At 35.2% G+C, this 18,931-nt stretch carries 17 protein-coding genes and 2 pseudogenes; 11 read left to right on the top strand and 8 right to left on the bottom strand.

The annotated features are described in order from the left end of the window. Nucleotides 1-293: 293 nt before the first annotated feature. Together K6959_RS16250 and K6959_RS16245 are read left to right on the top strand one after the other, a co-directional pair. Nucleotides 294-626 carry a hypothetical protein gene (locus tag K6959_RS16250; RefSeq protein WP_223087040.1) on the top strand — a complete coding sequence of 111 codons (333 nt, stop codon included), beginning with the start codon at nt 294-296 and terminating at the stop codon, nt 624-626. A gap of 268 nt (nt 627-894) precedes the next feature. Further along, on the top strand, nt 895-1,395 hold the full coding sequence (locus K6959_RS16245) for a hypothetical protein (protein ID WP_223087039.1): 501 nt from the start codon (nt 895-897) through the stop codon (nt 1,393-1,395). Nucleotides 1,396-1,732: 337 nt separating this feature from the next. On the opposite strand, the gene K6959_RS16240 is transcribed toward K6959_RS16245, so the two are convergent. Next, nucleotides 1,733-2,035, bottom strand: coding sequence for an AzlD domain-containing protein (locus tag K6959_RS16240; RefSeq protein WP_163242889.1), 303 nt, complete (start codon nt 2,033-2,035; stop codon nt 1,733-1,735). After that, on the bottom strand, nt 2,028-2,741 hold the full coding sequence (locus K6959_RS16235) for an AzlC family ABC transporter permease (RefSeq protein WP_163242890.1): 714 nt from the start codon (nt 2,739-2,741) through the stop codon (nt 2,028-2,030). The genes K6959_RS16240 and K6959_RS16235 overlap by 8 nt, the downstream gene beginning before the upstream one ends. Before the next feature lie 154 nt (nt 2,742-2,895). Between K6959_RS16235 and K6959_RS19395 the strand changes: the two genes are divergently transcribed. The 3 genes from K6959_RS19395 (at nt 2,896) to K6959_RS16225 (ending at nt 5,444) form a co-directional block, all read left to right on the top strand. Then, nucleotides 2,896-3,117 (top strand): LysR family transcriptional regulator, encoded by a 222-nt coding sequence (locus tag K6959_RS19395; RefSeq protein ID WP_262421813.1) that lies wholly within the window; start codon nt 2,896-2,898, stop codon nt 3,115-3,117. A 9-nt stretch (nt 3,118-3,126) separates the two neighbouring features. Next, nucleotides 3,127-3,768: a LysR family transcriptional regulator substrate-binding protein gene (locus tag K6959_RS16230; RefSeq protein WP_262421812.1), complete on the top strand. Its 642-nt coding sequence runs from the start codon at nt 3,127-3,129 to the stop codon at nt 3,766-3,768. Between the two features lie 173 nt (nt 3,769-3,941). Continuing rightward, nucleotides 3,942-5,444: a malate:quinone oxidoreductase gene (locus K6959_RS16225; protein ID WP_163242892.1), complete on the top strand. Its 1,503-nt coding sequence runs from the start codon at nt 3,942-3,944 to the stop codon at nt 5,442-5,444. Between the two features lie 79 nt (nt 5,445-5,523). Here K6959_RS16225 and K6959_RS16220 read toward each other — a convergent pair whose 3' ends face one another. Continuing rightward, nucleotides 5,524-6,954 carry a L,D-transpeptidase family protein gene (locus tag K6959_RS16220; RefSeq protein WP_163242893.1) on the bottom strand — a complete coding sequence of 477 codons (1,431 nt, stop codon included), beginning with the start codon at nt 6,952-6,954 and terminating at the stop codon, nt 5,524-5,526. Nucleotides 6,955-7,612: 658 nt separating this feature from the next. On the opposite strand from K6959_RS16220, the pseudogene K6959_RS16215 reads away from it, so the two are divergent. The 4 genes and pseudogenes from K6959_RS16215 to K6959_RS19940 all read left to right on the top strand — a co-directional run bounded on the left by K6959_RS16215 (nt 7,613) and on the right by K6959_RS19940 (nt 10,737). Then, a pseudogene (locus tag K6959_RS16215) lies at nt 7,613-8,145 on the top strand (DUF2087 domain-containing protein). Nucleotides 8,146-8,343: 198 nt separating this feature from the next. Continuing rightward, a complete protein-coding gene (locus tag K6959_RS16210; protein ID WP_163242894.1) occupies nt 8,344-9,594 on the top strand; it encodes an MFS transporter in 1,251 nt (416 codons plus the stop codon). A gap of 604 nt (nt 9,595-10,198) precedes the next feature. Continuing rightward, the gene (locus K6959_RS16205) at nt 10,199-10,591 is read left to right on the top strand and encodes a hypothetical protein (RefSeq protein WP_163242895.1); all 393 of its coding nucleotides are present in this window, start codon (nt 10,199-10,201) and stop codon (nt 10,589-10,591) included. Further along, complete coding sequence (locus K6959_RS19940) at nt 10,582-10,737, top strand: HAD hydrolase-like protein (protein ID WP_394373006.1); 156 nt, start codon at nt 10,582-10,584, stop codon at nt 10,735-10,737. The genes K6959_RS16205 and K6959_RS19940 overlap by 10 nt, the downstream gene beginning before the upstream one ends. A gap of 580 nt (nt 10,738-11,317) precedes the next feature. Here the strand turns inward: K6959_RS19940 and K6959_RS16195 are convergent. The 5 genes and pseudogenes from K6959_RS16195 to bioW form a co-directional block, all read right to left on the bottom strand. Further along, nucleotides 11,318-12,529: a cytochrome P450 gene (locus K6959_RS16195; protein ID WP_163242897.1), complete on the bottom strand. Its 1,212-nt coding sequence runs from the start codon at nt 12,527-12,529 to the stop codon at nt 11,318-11,320. 16 nt (nt 12,530-12,545) lie between these two features. After that, nucleotides 12,546-13,241, bottom strand: coding sequence for a dethiobiotin synthase (gene bioD / locus K6959_RS16190; RefSeq protein WP_163242898.1), 696 nt, complete (start codon nt 13,239-13,241; stop codon nt 12,546-12,548). Continuing rightward, nucleotides 13,238-14,425, bottom strand: coding sequence for an 8-amino-7-oxononanoate synthase (bioF, locus tag K6959_RS16185; protein WP_246234835.1), 1,188 nt, complete (start codon nt 14,423-14,425; stop codon nt 13,238-13,240). Before bioF ends, bioD begins: the two co-directional genes overlap by 4 nt. Then, a complete protein-coding gene (bioA, locus tag K6959_RS16180; protein ID WP_163242899.1) occupies nt 14,400-15,758 on the bottom strand; it encodes an adenosylmethionine--8-amino-7-oxononanoate transaminase in 1,359 nt (452 codons plus the stop codon). The genes bioF and bioA overlap by 26 nt, the downstream gene beginning before the upstream one ends. Next, a pseudogene (gene bioW, locus K6959_RS16175) lies at nt 15,739-16,532 on the bottom strand (6-carboxyhexanoate--CoA ligase). Before bioW ends, bioA begins: the two are co-directional and overlap by 20 nt. 359 nt (nt 16,533-16,891) lie before the next feature. Between bioW and K6959_RS16170 the strand changes: the two are divergent. Both K6959_RS16170 and K6959_RS16165 read left to right on the top strand, forming a co-directional pair. Continuing rightward, on the top strand, nt 16,892-17,530 hold the full coding sequence (locus K6959_RS16170) for a MerR family transcriptional regulator (RefSeq protein ID WP_163242901.1): 639 nt from the start codon (nt 16,892-16,894) through the stop codon (nt 17,528-17,530). A 368-nt stretch (nt 17,531-17,898) separates the two neighbouring features. Beyond that, complete coding sequence (locus K6959_RS16165) at nt 17,899-18,912, top strand: serine hydrolase domain-containing protein (RefSeq protein WP_246234837.1); 1,014 nt, start codon at nt 17,899-17,901, stop codon at nt 18,910-18,912. The last annotated feature ends 19 nt before the right edge of the window (nt 18,913-18,931 follow it).

Raw genomic sequence — 18,931 nt, 5'->3', positions numbered from 1 at the left:
TAATAAATTATAATAATTCTAATTCAATAATAATTATCATATAGGATTTATTATTTGTCAATATTAAATTAGAATTATTTTAAATAAATAATAGTTATTATAAAAAAATACCTTTGAAATTGATTTGAATCATAAAATATTTTTTAAATTATGTAAAAAACTAGAAAAATATAAATGAGGAAGAATTGTACTTAATAGTAATGAAGCAGTTTAGCTTAAAAAGGTAAAAGCCTAGAGGAATAAATAGATTGATTGTTGAATACCCAATAAATCATCGTACGAGGGGGAATTATATGTATGATTACATCAGTATTCATTCAGATAAATTTGCTTCAACTATAAAAACGGATGTTATTGAAGAATTCTTAATGTTTAAACTGAATTGTTCTAAACTAAGCACATTAGTGTTTACTAAAGAATTAAGTGGCAACAGAATCATCATGAGAGGAATTAAAGCTAATGAACAGGGTCATTATGCGTATGATTCTCCAACTGAATTTGTAGAGATAAATTTAATTGAGATTGACATACCAGAGAACATTAATGCCATATTAAAGGCTGAAATATTAAATATTGCACAAAAAATTTCAAAAGCGTTTTTATGGAAAATTGACCTCCGTGAATAATCAAACTGGATGTTGATATTCATTAAGTTAAGAGGGAAATTTCTTTAATGGAAATATTTAAGCTTTGCTTTATAGATTCGTTTAAACGGTAACGTAAGATTTCAATCGCGATATAATAAATGTTTCACGTGAGAATGATTTTTAGAAATATCCCCATTAATAAATGAAATAGGGAGAATTAGCAATATATGATGATCGTTATCAGTTTGCTAATACCAAAATAAATGTTTATCTTAAATTAAAGGATGATGAACCATACAAAGACTCATTGGATACTGTTGTAAATATAGCAGATGTTTATATTTTAATTAATGGTGAAACGAAACATGTGCTGAGAAATTATCCTGTAAGAATAGAACTTGGATTTGAAGGTTTATATAAATATGAGTATTATGTTTCTGATTGGATTGTTGAAAATAAAGAAACTAGTAAGCAATCTTTCGTCATTGTTCTACAAAAGAACGGAGCTAAAGTGAAGAAGCTCCCCAATGGAGACCTTGAAGGGCATGTTCTAGTTGAAAAACTTAAGTTTTTGTCATTTACGATCCAAGAAGATGGGACTGTAACGAAAGATAGTTTCACTTATAAAAACAAAAATAAGTTACAGACAAAACTTGTTCCGCCTATTTATGGAGGAGCAGGATATTACACGGATGGTTGGTTAGGATATCCTGTTTTAGGCTATCCGTTTTTCACTGCATTTTTAGGTCTAGTATTAATATTAGTGTGTTTTTCATACAAATTTCTTTTTAAGAAAAGGACTTCTTAATATTTACGATTAAAATTTCAAATCGCACTTATAAATTTGATGATCAATCCTACTGTTTGGTTTTATAAACACTTCCTCTTTGAATGTTGCAATTATTGTATGTGTAATGCCATGATTGAAAATGCTCTTTTGGAGTTCAATGCGTGTACGACATGAGGACAGTTGTTACAGCTTTAGGTTGATGCAAGATTTAATATAATACTCGGCCGTTAATATTTATACTGAAAAATAGCCCGAAATTCTAAGTTGGATAGAGTTACGGGCTTTTCTTTATCATGGTTTTGTTGATAGAAATAACACGGAAAAATAACGATAACCCCTAAAAAAACTTCACGTACTACAAAACCAACTCTACCACAAAAACAGCTAAACAAGCCAAAAGCGAAACGGTTATCAAGCTGGCCCCGCGATAGGCAAAAAGAATAGCTACCGCAAAGCCAACTAATGCGGACCAAGGTGTAGCCGTTGCTTCTAATATAGCTGGGAAAATCATGACCGCTAACGTTACGTATGGGACGTAGTATAGAAATGATTTAATATAGATATTTGTAATTTCTTTACGGACAAGGGTGAGCGGCAGCACTCTGATGAGATAGGTTACACCTGCCATCACTAATATATAGACATACACATTATTCATGAGAATGCTCCTTTATGGGAAATAGAAAGGCTGCAATGCCGGCGATAAGAAACGTTAAGACGATGATTTTCACTCCAGATGAAATGGTCTGAAGGAATGGGAGTACGGCAAATAAAAGGCTTAGCCCCATCGAAATCACAATCAATCCTGACAAGATTTTATTTCCTTTGGCAGGAGGGATAATTACGGCAAGCAACATTCCGTACAAGGCAATACTTAAAGCACTCATCAATCTTTCTGGCAAGACATTTCCAGAAATAATCCCCAAAAGTGTGCCAAGCACCCATCCAGGTAATGCCACGCTCATCACTCCATAAGTATAAAAGGGGTTCAACTTCCCAGGAGCGGCCACGGATACCCCGAAAACTTCATCCGTTATTCCAAACGCCAAAATAAGTCGATGGAAAAAAGGCGTGTTTGGATCAATCTTTTGCGATAAGGCAAAAGACATCAGAAAATATCTGGAGTTAATAATCAATTGTGTCAATGTAATTTCCAATATTGTTGCAACAGTGGCAATTAACGTAAGTCCCGCAAATTGGCCAGCTGACGTGAAGTTCGTCGCAGACATAATACCTGCTTCAAACGGGTTGAGTCCTGCTTGTTTTGCAATAATTCCAAAGGTAAAGGAAACCGCAAAATAACCAAGTCCAATTGGAATGCCGACCTTTATCCCGCTTCTCCATGCTCTCCGGTTAGTTTTCATCTATACTTCCTCCAATGGTGCCACCTTCTAAGGGATTTTTTAATCAACATTGTGAATTTTGAAATTATTTATATAGATTACCATACAAATTTACATTAATAAAATTAATATGTATGATTTATATATTAGAATTTCTAATGCAAGGGGGAGCTTAATGAATCGTTATGAAGTCTTTATGAAGGTCGTTGAAAAAGGAAGTTTTACAAAAGCAGCGGAAGAATTGGGATATTCGCAATCGGCTGTTAGCCAGATGATTCAAACTTTAGAGGATGAACTTTCTACAATGTTAATCTCTCGGTCCCGCAAAGGGGTCACACTAACCCCTGATGGGAGGGAATTTTTTCCCCTTTATCACAAATATTCATCATTCATATAGAGAGAACTAATGGAGAAAAGTAAGGAGATGCTCGGGCTTGAAAGCGGAAATATTCGAATAGGGACTTTTTCTAGCGTTTCTTGTCATTGGCTGCCAAGTTTAATGAAGGATTTTAAACAAATTTATCCGTCTGTTCATTTTCAATTACAGCAAGGTGATTACACAAGTATCGTGCAGTACATTAAAGAGGGAAGTGTAGATTTTGGTTTCGTAAATCCAAAAGCAGCGGGGGGATTGCAAACCGTTCCTTTAAAAGAAGATGAAATGTTGGCAGTGCTTCCTGTTCATCATTCGCTTGCGGATCATAGGATCGTCACTTTGGAGGATATTTCAAAGGAACCCTTTATCCTTTTAGAGGAAGGCGAATTAAGTGAGCCATTGGAAATTTTTAAAGAGAATGATTTACATCCAAATATTCAATATCGCGTACATGATGATTATACAATTATGTCCATGGTCGAAAATGATCTAGGAATTTCTATTTTGCCACAGCTCATCCTTAATAAAGTCAGCTATCGCCTTGTAACAAAGGAAATCACTCCTCCCATTGTCCGTACGATCGGGATTGCGTATAAAAATAAAAAAAAATTACCAATTGCTAGCAGGTATTTTATTGATTTTATGATCGATAAGTTTGGTCAAACGCCTTGATAACAAACATAGCAATACATTTTTCATTGGTAATTATTATAATAGTATCTATATATTAAACTATAAATAATTGTGATATAATATATAGGAAATATGTTATAATATATAAGGATTTAATTGATGTAGTAAAAACATTTGTTCATAGTATTTTAAGATATAAGGAAGGTAGAAAAATGAGCGTCAAACAAACTAAAACAGACGTTATCTTAATTGGTGCAGGAACTATGAGTGCGACTTTAGGATCCTTATTAAAAGAATTGGCACCAGAATGGGAAATCAAAGTGTTTGAGAAACTCGCGGGCCCAGGAGAAGAAAGTTCTAACGAATGGAACAATGCGGGTACAGGCCATTCTGCACTGTGCGAGCTTAACTATACACCCGAAAAATCTGACGGATCCATAGATATTAGAAAAGCTGTAAAAGTGAATGAACAGTTTCAGCTTTCTAGACAGTTCTGGTCTTATCTTGTAAACAACAATCTAATTCAAAACCCGCAAGAATTTATTATGCCTTTACCACATATGAGTTTAGTAGAAGGGGAAAAGAATGTAACGTTTTTGAAAAAACGCTTTGAGGCATTATCAAACAATCCCCTGTTTCAAGGAATGGAATTTTCCGATGATCCTGGAAAATTGAAAGAATGGGTTCCGCTTATTATGGAAGGGCGTACATCGAACGAACCGATAGCGGCAACAAAAATTGACTCTGGAACGGATGTCAACTTTGGTGCTTTAACACGTGCGTTGTTTGACCACTTAAAGAGAAAAAATGTTGAAGTTCACTACAAACATAGTGTACAAAGTATCAAACGTACAAGCGAAGGTTCTTGGAAAGTGAAAGTAAAAGATATTAAAAGCGGAGAAATTCAATACCATATTGCAAAATTCGTTTTTATCGGTGCTGGGGGCGGAAGTTTACCTTTACTGCAAAAAACGGGTATTCCTGAATCAAAACATATTGGGGGCTTCCCTGTGAGCGGACTATTCATGGTCTGTAAAAATCCGGAGGTTATAGCACAGCACGAGGCAAAAGTGTACGGTAAAGCCAAGGTAGGTGCTCCTCCAATGTCTGTCCCTCATTTGGATACAAGATTTATTGACAATAAGAAAACTTTGTTGTTTGGACCGTTTGCCGGTTTCTCACCAAAGTTTTTAAAAACGGGTTCAAATCTTGATCTGATCAGTTCTGTAAAACCAAATAATGTCCTCACAATGTTGGCAGCAGGTGTAAAAGAGATGAAATTGACAAAATACCTGATCCAGCAAGTGATGTTATCGAATGAAAAGCGCATGGAAGAATTACGCGAATTTATTCCGAATGCCAAAATTGAGGATTGGGATACAGTGGTAGCAGGACAGCGTGTACAAGTCATCAAAGATACGGATGCAGGCAAAGGCACTCTTCAGTTTGGTACAGAAGTTGTTAGTGCTGCTGATGGCTCAATCGCTGCATTGCTTGGGGCTTCTCCAGGTGCTTCAACCGCTGTTCACGTTATGCTTGAAGTATTAGAAAAATGCTTCCCGCAACATATGAAAGAGTGGGAACCAAAAATAAAGGAAATGATTCCTTCTTATGGCGTATCACTTATGGAAAATCCTGAGCTTTTCGAGGAGATTCATACTTCAACATCACGGATACTTGGTCTAAGCAGAGAGTTACAATTACAGCTATCATAGGTAAATTAAATTTTGATTTAAGAAAAAGGACGGGCCTTGCACTTCCTCTGAGGAAGAGAGCCGTCCTTCTTCTTATTCCTTAATAAACAACAACCGGATCGTAAGTGTTGAGATGATCATACACGCTTTTCATTTCACTTGGGGGCGTGTTGACGCATCCGGCCGAACCATCCGAAAGATAGGCATCATTTGCCCAGTTTGTTCGCCAACTGGCATCATGGAATCCTTGCCCGTCGTTTGTAAATGGCGCCCAGTAGTTTACGTCAGCGGAGTAATTAGGATTCCCTACTGCACTGCCCCTAAGTGTGTATGGTGTTCGTTTATATAGGATATACCAAACTCCAGGAGATGTTCCTTCATTCGTGCTCTGTTTCCCGGTCACTACATTCGTTGTGACTACCAGTTCCCCATTTTTATAAATCCAAATACGCTGTTCCGCAAGTGATACTTCAGCATACGTATCACCAATGCCATTATTCGTTGTCGTTTCATAGCCGACCCCTTCATTGTTCCAACCATTTCCGTAAATATTAGAAGCAGAAATCGATTCTTTTCCGTTTTCAAAAGCTTCATGAATCATCGCCGTTTCTTTCTCAACATTTATTGCCCACCCATAACCTTGTCCTTTAACTGAAATGACCTTGCCTGAATGCGTCTTAAATGTAAAATCTTTATTTAATGTTGATTGTGAATCATTAATTTCAGCTATTTTGTTCTTCATGTCACTTTCGATAATTGTTACCTTCCCGTCTTTTGAAATGGAGGCACTTTTAATGAGTTCACTTGCTTTTAAAAGATGCACTTTGTCCTGCACCTTATATTCAAGTGTTTGTTGCATGAAATTCTCCAATTTTTTTGTATTTTCTTTAATAATCGGATCGTCTGCTTTGATTGGCTGAATAAATACGGGTTTTAGATGGATATCACTAGAATATATTTGTTTTTGATAATCTTTTAATAAAGCGGCGACATCATACTGCTCCCCATTTATACTTTCCGAGATGACAATTTTGTCCTGTTCCCATTTTACCACTGCATCTTGTGGTCCTTTTAAGCTCTCATTCATGGATAGCAGCTTTTCTTCAACTTGCTTTTTCATCGTTTGACTTCGAAATTGATCCGCCTTTTTAGGTGTCAACGAATAATTTCTCACTTTTGAGGAAGGGAAAAACGTCCGTTGTTTTTTCAATAATTTCTTAACCTCAGATCTATCTTGATCCGTAAAAGGCATTGGTGTATCTTTTTCATCTAAGATGAGTTGCTCTTCTATAAAGACTCTGTTTTTTAATTTTGAGGCTTTTAATTTATTTATTGCCTCTTCAGCCGTCAGTCCGCCGACTTTTATGCCATTAATCATGACGTTCGAATTGAATCGGGTTGTTTGATAATAACTCATTCCCGCAAATATTAGGACAATAATAATGATCATGCCAGAAATAAAAAACCACCGATTTGCAAGCAGTTTGAATTGATTACCTTGTTCTTTATCTGTCTTTTTTACTAAACCCATTCACTTTACCCCCACACTTTGGTAATGAATATCAACGCCTTCCAAGTTTACTATAATATTACCAGATTTAAGGTAGGTAGTTTAGCGCATTTTTTTATTAGATGTTAACTTATTGTTACATTATACGTCTGCATTTTAAAACTATTAATCGAAAAGTGATATTTTTTTTAACATGACACAAATCGGAATGGCAACAGCGGTTCTAATCACATTCTGAACGAACCCTCCAGGGATTGAAGCAAACGGCACAATCCAATCTGCCATATAAAACGTAATAGCCGGCGATCATAGGAGGAAAATTGAAAAGATGGGTTCCGACAAATTGAAGACGATGTTTTTTCTATATCCTTTGAACCGGGTGATTTTTCCTAACCAAGCAATTCGAAATCTTTACAGATAAAAGAGGTTTGTAGAAGTGTGAGTGATCATACGAAAAAATGAAAATACGCTTTTAATGACATGGAAACAACAGATTAAAAGGATTTTATTGCATAAATAAGGTCATTAATTGCACTGAATCATGTTACTAAAGATTCGAAAGAGGCTGGCGGACAAAAAAATCGCATTTTTTAATCATGATCCTGAACTTTGAGAAGTATATTCAAGCTCAGTTTAAATGATGTTGGTTTGATTAAAACATGATTGGGTGTGCTTAAAAGTGGAAATATCAGATTCTTTTTGGAATGCCTCACTGTCAGAGCTTAAGCGCGGATATATTGAGGAAAAAGAGTCATATGTACGTCTTCTGTTTGGTAAAGAATTGGGGAATGGGAATTGTTTATCTTTACGATAATATGTTAGATGAAGCTGAACGATATATGCGTGTTCATATTGAAAATATTCATCAATCAGTTTTTAATTACTTGATCGGAATGGATAGGAAATTCACTGGTACTACTGAACATCAAAACAACCTTCTTCGTCTTTTTTATCAAGGAAAAAGAGATAAGGAAATACAAGAAGAATTAGGAATTGGAAGTGCATTTACTATCCGTCATCACCGTTTTGCCTTAAAAGAGAAAGAACGGCAGGCTAAAGTATTTTTGGCAATGGTAGAGCTGTTAAAAAGAAAAGGAATTAAATCAATTGTTAATAGGCGTTTATGAAGATTATGTCTTGATCAGAAGATACTTCATTAAGTACGGATTTATGGATAGAAAATCAGATGGAAGTCAATATTGGTTAAAGTAAAATTTGAAGTCAACATAGGAGACTTTGATTTTTTGCTGTAAGCATACTGTTAATAAAGATAAAGACCAACCTTAGAGAACACGAAAAGTATAGATATAATGAAAATAAACAAAAATTGAGAACTAAAAATAGTTGCAATGTTAAAATAATCAATTTATGATTGTATTCTAAAAGCCCTATTAGAAAAGGAGGCATGTTATGTCAGAATCAACAGGTAATCAAAAATTACATATAGGATCATTGTTCCAAAATCAGGTCATAAGGACCATTTTACTGTCCGTGCTATTTCTTCAGATTGGGATTTGGGTGAGAAACTATTCCATCTTGTTATATGTAGTTGAAAAAACGAATGAAAATCCAGTTGCGGTATCGTTAATATCTGTTGCTGAATTTTCTCCGATTTTTCTGTTCTCTTTTATAGGAGGAGCTTTTGCCGACAGGTGGAGACCAAAGAGGACAATGATTTGGTGTGATGTGTTAAGTGCTATTTCTGTCTTTGTAGTCCTTCTCACTTTAATTTTTGCAGGTTGGAAAGTCATTTTCTTTGCTACTTTAGTTTCATCTATTCTTTCCCAGTTTTCGCAGCCATCCGGTATGAAGCTGTTTAAGTTGCACGTGCCAACCGAATTAGTTCAGATGGGGATGTCTATGTATCAAACCGTCTTTGCCTTATTTATGATTTTAGGTCCGGTTTTGGGAACTTTTGTATATCACCGTTTTGGTATTCTGGTTGCTATTGCTATCATGGGTATTGCTTTTCTATGCTCGGCAGCCGTTCTGCTTATGCTGCCGCCAGATCCAGCAACAGTGGAGGAAAAACCGAAAACAACTTTGATACAAGAAATAAAGGAAGGCTTCCGTTATGTAAAGAACAGCAGGATATTATCACTTCTTGGAGGTTGTTTTTTCGCTGCGGGGCTGGCAATCGGATTGACGCAGCCGCTAGGAGTATTTTTGATTACAGAAAGGCTTGGTCTCCCAAAAGAAGACTTACAATGGCTAATGGCAGCTTTTGGAGTTGGGATGATCCTTGGAGGCGGAATCACTGTAGGGATGTCAAGGAAAGTACAGCCGCAAATCCTATTGGCAATCGGCTTGACAGCAAGCGCTATTGGAACAATTGGAATGGGCTTGTCGACAATATTTTGGCTAACTTTAACTGCGCAATTTTTGTCCGGTTTGTTTATGCCTTGTATCCATATAGGAATTAATACGATGATTTTGCAAAACACGGAGGAAACTTTTATAGGCAGAGTGAATGGCATATTGAATCCTCTATTTATGGGGGCTATGGTTATCACAATGTCAGCTTCCGGGTGGCTGAAAACCCATTTTTCAATGATTTATTTATACGAAACATCGGCATTACTCCTAGTTGTTGGGATCGTGATCCTTCTGCCATTAATGAAAAAAGAGGCAGTTAGCAAGGGGTTAAATAAAGGATTATAAATGAAGAAGCGTACAGATTTACAATCTATTACTTGGTTCATATTTTCTAATCCGCTGGTGGAATAAATGATATTGACCATATTATAGGAATTTGTCATATTAAAGTATACAATTTGTTTTATTAAGAGAAAAATGTGAATTACTTTTTATTAAATAGAATGGGGGGAAAATTGAAAAGAACGAATCTTTTTACCATGGGATAATAAGGGTAATCTCAAAGAAACAGGAATTAAATAAATTATTTGTTCGTTAATGCCCCTGAAAAAAGTAACAGAAATCACTCAAGGATGTATGTATTTACTGCCGGTTTGCTCGTAGAAATAGATGTTAACACTCCAATTAGTACTCGTGAAAGAAGTTATTATTTGATACTTTCATCATTTGAAAAATCCCTATCGAAATCCATATAGAACTAATATTACCCGCAGTATCTTCAAACCTATTATAAGGAAAGATTGGCGATTTTGATAGATGGCTTTATAAAGCCATCAACAATTTTTTCCACGCTTACAACGTGTTATTTTTAATAAATTTATTATAATTACAAAACACCAAAGGTTATTCTATTCAAAGTTTAAAATAATTTAAGCGAATGAGTGATAAAATGAAGAATTTTACGATAAACAAAATTTTGTTTATTTTATTTTTAGCAGGATTAATTATGACGATATTTATTGTATATAAGGATATGAATAGTACATTTTCTTATATATTTGTAATATTATTTGTAATTTATCTGCTTGTATATGCTTTGTTTTTAATTACCTTAGTTATGATAAATATAAGGAAGCTAAAAAGAACAGAAATAAGAAAAAGAACTTTAACGTTCATCATTTTATTTGTTTTATTTAGCGCTATGATTTTCATTACTAACTATGCTTTTCAACCCGAAAAAAATGATAAATATAGTTTTTTAATTACAGCTTTAGGCTGTTCTTTTGGTGTGTCTTTTTTCGATTTAGCATTTTTTAAAAAGGAAAAATCGGAGTGTTTGTGATAAAGGCAATTATTTTTGACTTTAATGAAACTTTGGCGAATACTTCACTGATTTGTTATAATGCTTTTCAACATATATTTAAAAAGTTCAATAATAAGGGTCTTTCTTCTAACGATATTAAAGCAATGTTTGGCCCTTTGAAATAGAGATTATAGGAGAAAATCTATTAAATAAAAATAAAGCGAGCGAATTACTATATGAAAATATGCAAAAAATCATCACGAATTTGTTAAAACTTTTAAGGAAATGAATGATTTATTTCCCCTATTTAAAAGACAAAGGATAAAATCGGGGATGATTACTGGAAAGGAGAAGTTTAGCTATTTCATTAAAGGCTTTCCACATGAAAGGTTTTTTCGACGTCATCATAACAAGGTGATTAAACGAAAACCCCATTCAGAAGGTTTTATGAAAGTGTTATCTTTTCTAAATAGTGAAGCGAATTTGTTAACAATGGTGTTCTGAGATTATACACCCTGGCATTCAGGGGGTTCAATGGTTACCTGGCTATCAAACTTCGAAATTGTTTGTTTTATAGTGTTGCTGAATTTATTAGTTTTTAAAAATAAGTATCCTTTTGAAATAGGAAAATCGGGGGTTTTCCAAAAACAATAAATGCATTAAAAATTGAAAATCAAAAAATATGGATATATTTGCATTCATGAATATAAAAAGGGGCACCTAATAGTCGAAAATCGACTTATTGGATACCCCAAATTGCCATTCTCAATCTATACTAAATGTTACTTTTAGCGTGCCTAGCGATCGAAAGCCTACTAAGTTTCGCCATTGCAGATCATTTGTTGCTATGGCAAAATTGTTAAACCGTTTTAATAGTGTTTGCATAGCTATTTGTGCTTCGAGTCTGGCTAATGTGGAGCCTATACAAAAATGAGCCCCATAACCAAATGCTAAATGCGGGTTAGGATTTCTAGTAATATCTAACTTATGCGGCTCTGTAAATATTCTTGGGTCGCGGTTTGCGGCTCCTAGCATTAAATATACTTGATCGCCCTTTTTGATCATATTTCCGTTCAATTCTACTTCTTCTGCTGCAGTACGAGCAGTCATTTGTGTCGGACTTTCATAGCGTAAAATTTCCTCGATTGCTAATTCAATTAGTGCTGGGTTTTGTGTTAACTTTTTTAATTGCTCAGGATGAGTGATGAATGAAAGGACTGCATTGCTAATAAGGTTAACCGTCGTCTCATGTCCAGCAATGACTAGTAAAATACATGTTGCAAGCAGTTCCTCGTCCGATAATTCATTATCATCTTGCTGTTTGTCCTGTAAGAGCATACTAATTAAGTCTTCTTCAGGAGAGTGCTTGCGCTTTTTAATTAGCTCTGTAAAATAAGAAACAAGCCTCATGACAGTTATGTTCCCGTTTTCTAATGTTTTTCTTGTTCTTGAAAAATCGATTGTTGGAACTAAAGTGAGAGCCCATTTTCTAAATTGTTTTCGATCTTCTTCTGGTATTCCTAATATTTTTGCGATAACGAGACTTGCTAAGGGAAAAGCGAATTCAGTCACAACGTCGATCGTTTTGTTGTTTTCAGCTTCATGAAGTAATTCATGAACAACTTCTTTGATATAAGATCGGTATTTGTTCATCCTTGTTAAGGTAAATCCTTTACTGATTAACATGCGTAATCGTTTATGGTCTTGTTTGTTTTTAAAGAGCATCATGTTATTTTGAATATTTTTAAGAGATTGATACTTTCTTGTTGTTTCGGGCAACGGGATTCGATTTTTAAAAGCATTGTTTTTCAGAACCGTTACAACTTCTTCATACCCGGTTATGTACCATCCTGGATATTTAAATGAATCCATTTTATAAATTGGGTTAATAGAGCGCAATTCATCGTAATATGGGTATGGATTTCTAATAAATTCGGGTGAGGAGATCGAGATTTGTTTTGCTGCTTGTTGAGCCATTTTATCCCTCCATTATTTAATTACTCCATTTTTTAAAAAGTGAAAGCACATCAATGTGATCATTGATCATTTTTTTAATGTTATCTAACGTTATATCTTCTAGTTTTGGCGTAATCCCTAATAAAGGGACGTCGCATAATTCTTCGAATAGGGCTGGGTTGGTCTTTTCTGAAATATCTGGATTTTCACTTGCACCATTAATAACAATTCCTGCAATGTCCATGTTTAAGCTTTTTGCATATTCAACAGTAAGATAAGTATGATTGAAAGTGCCAAGGTTTGGTCGTGCTACTATAATAATAGGTAGTTGTAGAGCTTTAATTAAGTGACTAACTAGGAAATTTTCTCCTAATGGTACTGAGATGCCGCCAGCACCTTCGACGATAAAAAATTTGTGCTGACGTTTAATGATATTCCAATGGGACAATACATCATCAATGTTAACCACTTTTCCTTCGTACTTTCCTGCAACGTATGGAGCAAGCGGCTCTTTGAATGCAAATGGAGTAATCTCTTCATGGGAAAGACTCGTTTGGGACATTCGTTTTAACAGATTTGTATCACTATCAGGATCATCGGGTGATGTGCCGCTTAATAATGGTTTAAATACTCCAACATCGATACTGTTCTCTTTTAATACGGCTGCTAAACCAGAGGAAATGATTGTCTTTCCTACTCCTGTATCAGTTCCAGTTATGAAAAAACCGTTCATGAAATTACATTCAACTCTTTTCCGATTAATTTAAATGTTTTTAATAAGTAATCGATTTCATCTGTACGATGATCGGCTGTAACAGTTAATCGTATCCGACTTTCTCCAATTGCTACTGTTGGCGGTCGAATGGCTGGTGCGTATATATTTTCTTCATCTAGCCGTTTTGCAAATGTAACTGCCTTATTTGTTTCGCCGATTAGTACAGGGATGATCGGTGTGTTGTTTCCCCTTACTATGAATCCCATTTCTTCTAAATTTGTTTTGATTCGTTTTGCGTTTAAATGCAGCTGTTGCCGCTTTTCTATACTATCTTCAATCATGTTGAATGATGTACAGGCGGCTGCACAAATAGATGGCGGGATCGAGGTTTGAAATATAAACGTCCTTGCGTTATTTCTTAAAAAGTCAATTAACATATGAGATCCAGCAACAAATCCTCCTTCAGCTCCAACCGCTTTGCTTAGAGTGCCAATCACTACATCGGGAAGGGCATTAAAATATTCACTTGTACCTCTGCCGTTTTCGCCTAGAACCCCTGTTGCATGTGCATCATCAACAATGACAAATGCATCATATTTTTTAGCTAAGGACATGATTTTTTCGAGCGGACAAATTGTACCGTCCATACTGAATACCCCGTCTGTTACAATAAAACGCCGTTCATATGATTTAGCGGCAACTAATTTTTTTTCGAGGTCTTCCATATCGATATGGTCATAAATGATTGAGTCTGCCTTTGAAAGGCGACAGCCATCAATAATACTTGCATGATTTAAAGCATCGCTTAAAATAACATCACCTTTTACTGGTAGTGAGGATAGGACGCCGACATTTGCTAAATAACCGCTTGAGAATAGCAGTGCCGCTTCTGTTTTTTTAAACTTCGCAATGGTCGCTTCTAGTTTTTGATGCCATTTTGTATGACCGGTTGTTAATCTCGAGCCGCTGCTTCCAACCCCAAATTCACGGACTGTTTTTTCTACTGCATCTATGAGTCGTCTATCATTTGCTAAACCTAAGTAATTATTTGACGAAAACACAAGCTGTCTATTATTATCAATTAATACTTCTGAACTCGGAGCTGAATTCATCGTGCGAAACTTTCGGTATAATCCTAACTTCTTTGTTTCGTCCAGTCGGTTTCTCAGCCGTTGATCAAGCTGTAACATTTTCCACCTCATTTGTTACTTCAATAATTGCTTGTTTCATAATCGCGACCATTTCTTTTAATTCATTGATTGTACTAACTAGCGGTGGCATAAAGACAATGACATCCCCTAATGGTCTAGTTAACATTCCGAGTTCTCTCATTTTTAAAGAAACTTGATAGCCTACCCGCTTATCTGGGGGGAAAGGTTCTTTAGTAGCTTTTGAGCGAACTAACTCAACCCCGCTCATGAAACCGAGCTGTCTAATATCTCCAACGTGTGGAAGTGTATGAAGCTCAAGAAGAAGCTGTTGAAGCTCCTTTGATTTTTCCGCAACATTTTCCACGATTTTTTCAGATTCAAATAAACGTAAATTTTCAATTGCTACAGCGCATCCTAATTGATTTCCAGTATAGGAATGGCCATGGAATAATGTTTTTTGTTTGTTATAATCATCATAAAATGCCGAGTATATTTTTTCGGTTGTAAGTGTTGCTGCAATTGGCAAGTATCCTCCTGTAATCCCTTTTCCGATCGCCATTAAGTCTGGCTGAACATTTTCATGTTCACAGGCAAACATTTTCCCAGTGCGGCCAAAGCCTGTGGCTACTTCATCCACAATCATTAAGACATCATATTTTGTACAAAGCTTACGAACACCTGCTAAAAATCCTTCTGGCATGACAATAATACCTGCCGCTCCTTGTACGATTGATTCGATTGAAAGTGCCGCAATTTCATGATGCTTTTCAATTAATAATTGTTCTAAGTTTGCTAAACATTCATCACGGCATTGATCAGGGTCACCGCTTTTCGAACGGTATACATAAGGAGTAGGTACTTTGTAGCTTTCAAACATTAATGGACCGTATACTTGATGATATAGATTAATAGAACCGACGCTTACGGCGCCAATCGTATCACCATGATAACCATTTTGCATCGCAATAAATTTTTGCTTTTCGCCCTTTCCAATATTTTTCCAATATTGAAAGGCCATTTTAAGAGCTATTTCAATCGCTTCTGCGCCACTATCTGAATAAAAAACACGTGTCAGCTTATCGGGACTAATTTCAACTAGTTTTTCAGCAAGTTCAGTCGCTGGAATGTTTGTCATCCCTAATAATGTAGAGTGGGCGATTTTTTCAAGTTGCTTTTTAAGAGCATCATTTAACTCTTTTTTTCGATGACCATGGACATTGAGCCAGACAGAAGAAAAGCCATCATAGTATTCATTGCCATTTATATCTTTCAATTTGATCCCATTGCCGCTTTCGACAATGAAAGGATCTTTATCATAATCTTTCATTTGCGTGAAAGGAAGCCAAAGATATTTTTTACTTTTTTCAATTAACTTGTGTCCCATTTTCATCCTCCCATTGAATAAATACTGGCTGTTTTTCTAAATAGTGAATATATGACTTCTGATTTTTTTGACAATTGACAAAAAAAAAAATACGACACGACAGCCGCGTTCATCTCCCGATTTTTTCAACTGTGTTATACGTTGATAGCCAATGTATTTGTTTGCAACATAACCTGTTATGTATTCGGGATCATCTGACCAACATAATTCTGCGATCGTATTAGGATGTGCACACACCTTTGTGGCCAGCACAAGAGCCTCTTTCATTCTTAAATTTTTAGGCATTTTATAGTAATTAGCCCATTTTTCAAAATTTGCGTTGATCCAATCCATTCTAGAAACCCGGACACCTTTTTCTTCCCTATTATCGATCCGTTCACCTGACTGAATATCAATTAAAACAGCACCTCTAGTCACTTCGTATTGAGGCAGGTTTGTATATACTTTTTCGATAATTTCCTTTCGGATACCAGCTAGAGCCAAAAGCTCCCGACATAATGCTTGTCCAGTTTCGACTGAATTCACTTGATTCGTTTTAATTGGCAGCGGCTTGATTCGTGTAATTGGCTCGTTAATACAATCAAATTGAATCTGCATAAAATCTGGTTTTCCTCTTGAATGAGTGAGCGCCTTATTTAACAAAATATCGATCGAATGTTTCAAATCGTTATACGTTGAAAGCAATTCCCCACCGGAGATATGTTTTCCACCTTGTTCATGCGCTCCGTTTTTAGCCGCTCTCATCCTGACACTATAATATTTTTCCTTCGGCATTTTTCTATCCTCCCATTGAGATTAAGAACTGTATATTTTTAGTCACCCATCCCTAATGTGTAAACCTATTATTTAAAGTAGTTAACAGTTAAATAATAATAAATGTTAACTTTAATAGTCAATAGGTTTACGCAAATAAATTTTATTTGAGGAGAAAAGAAAACTTTTTATTCTAGTTTTATATTATTTCTTCCAATATTTCGAATATTGAATCTTAAGAAACAGGTAAATATGGCTTACATGTAGAATATATTCTACATGCCCACTACAAGATATAGATCATATGTGTCTGTGTTGTCTACAAGTGTTACACATTTTTTCTTATTAAGTGCTCTGTAAAAAGTGAGGTGTAAGTAAGTATGGAATATTGGAGGATCAGCGACTTTTCAAAAAAAGTTGGCAAGCATCCGAATACTGTTGATAGGTGGTTTAAGGAATTAGAAGAAAAGCATATTCATACAGTGAGTCGTACTGAGTATGGTGAAAAGGTTTATGACCAGCTTGATTTAGACATTGCTTTATATATAAGAGAAAAAAGGGATCAAAAGTGGGCGTTAGATGGGATCTTTTATGAGTTACCAAAGCATTTTGAACTTAGAATTTCTTTGAATGAACCGGACGAAACAAATGCTCCACAAGTGACAGATCCAAAGACGATGAGAAGAGAGTTAGAGAAACTAGTGAGAGAAATAACCGAACGACAAAACAGAGAAATGAAGCAGCAGTATGAGGAACTGCTAAAGCGATTACCACAACCTAAAACATTCCAAGAGGAACGTCAAGAAAGAATGACTGAAATGATCACACGTCGGAGAATAGAGTCCCAATTAAGAGATGAAGCACTCAACATGTGGTTCACAAAGCCGGAAGAGGAGAGGAAAAGACGTGTGGGATTCTTTCGAAAGGAAGAAGATCACGATAAGCGTGAACAATTTGTTCGAGATCACATTAACAAACATTTTGAAGAACGATTAAAGAAAGAATTTGATGTAATATAAGCAGATTAAAAAGTTTTTGAAAGACCTTTTATCAGTTGATGACCGTTGACAAACAAACTCATGAACCCTTGACTGACAAGTGTTTTCAACTACTCTGAGTAAATCAATTTAAATAATGGTTTGTCTGCAATCTTAAACTTATGACAAGTTGTTTAATTGTAGTTATCGTTTTTGATAACTACGATTTTTATTTTATGATAAAAGTTCTTGTTAAAATTTGTTGCCTTCTCCCTCTCTTTGACCAGCCTAAATTGAATATATTTAACGTTTAAAAATTAAAATGAAAATCTTGCAGGTTACACAGACATTTATGTCGTAATTATCAAAGGGAGTTTTCGAAAATTTTTAATATATAAAGGATGAAGACTATGAAAGAAACGTTAAAAAAAGTTTGTTATGAGATAGATTTTTCAGGGGTTATTTTTGTAAAAAGGGAGGCAGATGTTATTTTTCAATTAACAGCGGGCTATTCTAACAGGGCAGACAAACGAGCAAATTTGATCAATACAAAATTCGGAATAGCTTCAGGCTGTAAACTATTTACGGCAATAGGAATATGCCAGCTTGTTGAAAAGGGTATGCTCTCTTTTGACACTAAACTGAAGGATTGTTTACATATTTCATTCCCATATTTTCATGAAGATATTACAATCCATCATTTATTAACACATACGTCGGGAATACCTGATTATTTTGACGAAGCGGTCATGGACGATTATGCAGACCTTTGGAAAGAAAGACCTACTTATCATATGAATAGCTTAACGGATTTTCTGCCAATGTTCCAAAAGAATCAAATGATGTATAAACCGGGAGAAAAATTTCATTATAATAATGCTGGATTTATAGTTTTAGGATTAATTATTGAACAACATACTGGGTTAGCTTTTACAGATTATATCGAATCAAATGTGTTTGCTCGATGTGGAATGGCAGATTCAGGGTATTTTTCTTTAGATCATTTACCAAGTAATACGGCATATGGATATATTGATCATAAAGACGGAACTTGGAGGACTAATTTTTTCTCTATCCCTATAAAAGGCGGAGCTGATGGAGGTGCATTTATAACTGCACAAGATATGATGAAATGTTGGGAAGGATTGCTAGATTATAAGCTATTAAGTAAAAAATATACTAATATTCTTTTGACTCCACACGTTACAGTGAAGAATGAGCAGCACTATGGTTATGGTATATGGATTAGTAAAAAAAATGGAGATATTTTTAAATATTATGTTATAGGATATGATCCTGGTGTCAGCTTTCATTCATCTTTCTATCCTGGCTTGGGAATTAAAGCTGTTATACCTTCCAACAAATCATCTGGACCTTACGAGATCATCAAAAGTATAGAGGATAATTTAATAATAAATAAGTAAACAATACGTTCAGTAAGCG

Origin of the sequence: Bacillus aquiflavi, assembly GCF_019915265.1 — a bacterium.
GTDB classification, from domain to species: Bacteria; Bacillota; Bacilli; order Bacillales; family Cytobacillaceae; genus Bacillus_BT; species Bacillus_BT aquiflavi.
This window is presented reverse-complemented; position numbering and strand designations above follow the sequence as displayed.

Coding starts and splice junctions, on each gene's coding strand:
- bioF (WP_246234835.1), bottom strand. CDS start 14,425: ATGAGGTGGAAAATGTTACAGCTTGATCAACGGCTGAGAAACCGACTG.
- K6959_RS16210 (WP_163242894.1), top strand. CDS start 8,344: ATGTCAGAATCAACAGGTAATCAAAAATTACATATAGGATCATTGTTC.
- K6959_RS19395 (WP_262421813.1), top strand. CDS start 2,896: ATGAATCGTTATGAAGTCTTTATGAAGGTCGTTGAAAAAGGAAGTTTT.
- bioD (WP_163242898.1), bottom strand. CDS start 13,241: ATGAACGGTTTTTTCATAACTGGAACTGATACAGGAGTAGGAAAGACA.
- K6959_RS16165 (WP_246234837.1), top strand. CDS start 17,899: ATGAAAGAAACGTTAAAAAAAGTTTGTTATGAGATAGATTTTTCAGGG.
- K6959_RS16225 (WP_163242892.1), top strand. CDS start 3,942: ATGAGCGTCAAACAAACTAAAACAGACGTTATCTTAATTGGTGCAGGA.
- K6959_RS16220 (WP_163242893.1), bottom strand. CDS start 6,954: ATGGGTTTAGTAAAAAAGACAGATAAAGAACAAGGTAATCAATTCAAA.
- K6959_RS16230 (WP_262421812.1), top strand. CDS start 3,127: ATGGAGAAAAGTAAGGAGATGCTCGGGCTTGAAAGCGGAAATATTCGA.
- bioA (WP_163242899.1), bottom strand. CDS start 15,758: ATGGGACACAAGTTAATTGAAAAAAGTAAAAAATATCTTTGGCTTCCT.
- K6959_RS16235 (WP_163242890.1), bottom strand. CDS start 2,741: ATGAAAACTAACCGGAGAGCATGGAGAAGCGGGATAAAGGTCGGCATT.
- K6959_RS16195 (WP_163242897.1), bottom strand. CDS start 12,529: ATGGCTCAACAAGCAGCAAAACAAATCTCGATCTCCTCACCCGAATTT.
- K6959_RS16240 (WP_163242889.1), bottom strand. CDS start 2,035: ATGAATAATGTGTATGTCTATATATTAGTGATGGCAGGTGTAACCTAT.
- K6959_RS16170 (WP_163242901.1), top strand. CDS start 16,892: ATGGAATATTGGAGGATCAGCGACTTTTCAAAAAAAGTTGGCAAGCAT.
- K6959_RS16205 (WP_163242895.1), top strand. CDS start 10,199: ATGAAGAATTTTACGATAAACAAAATTTTGTTTATTTTATTTTTAGCA.
- K6959_RS16250 (WP_223087040.1), top strand. CDS start 294: ATGTATGATTACATCAGTATTCATTCAGATAAATTTGCTTCAACTATA.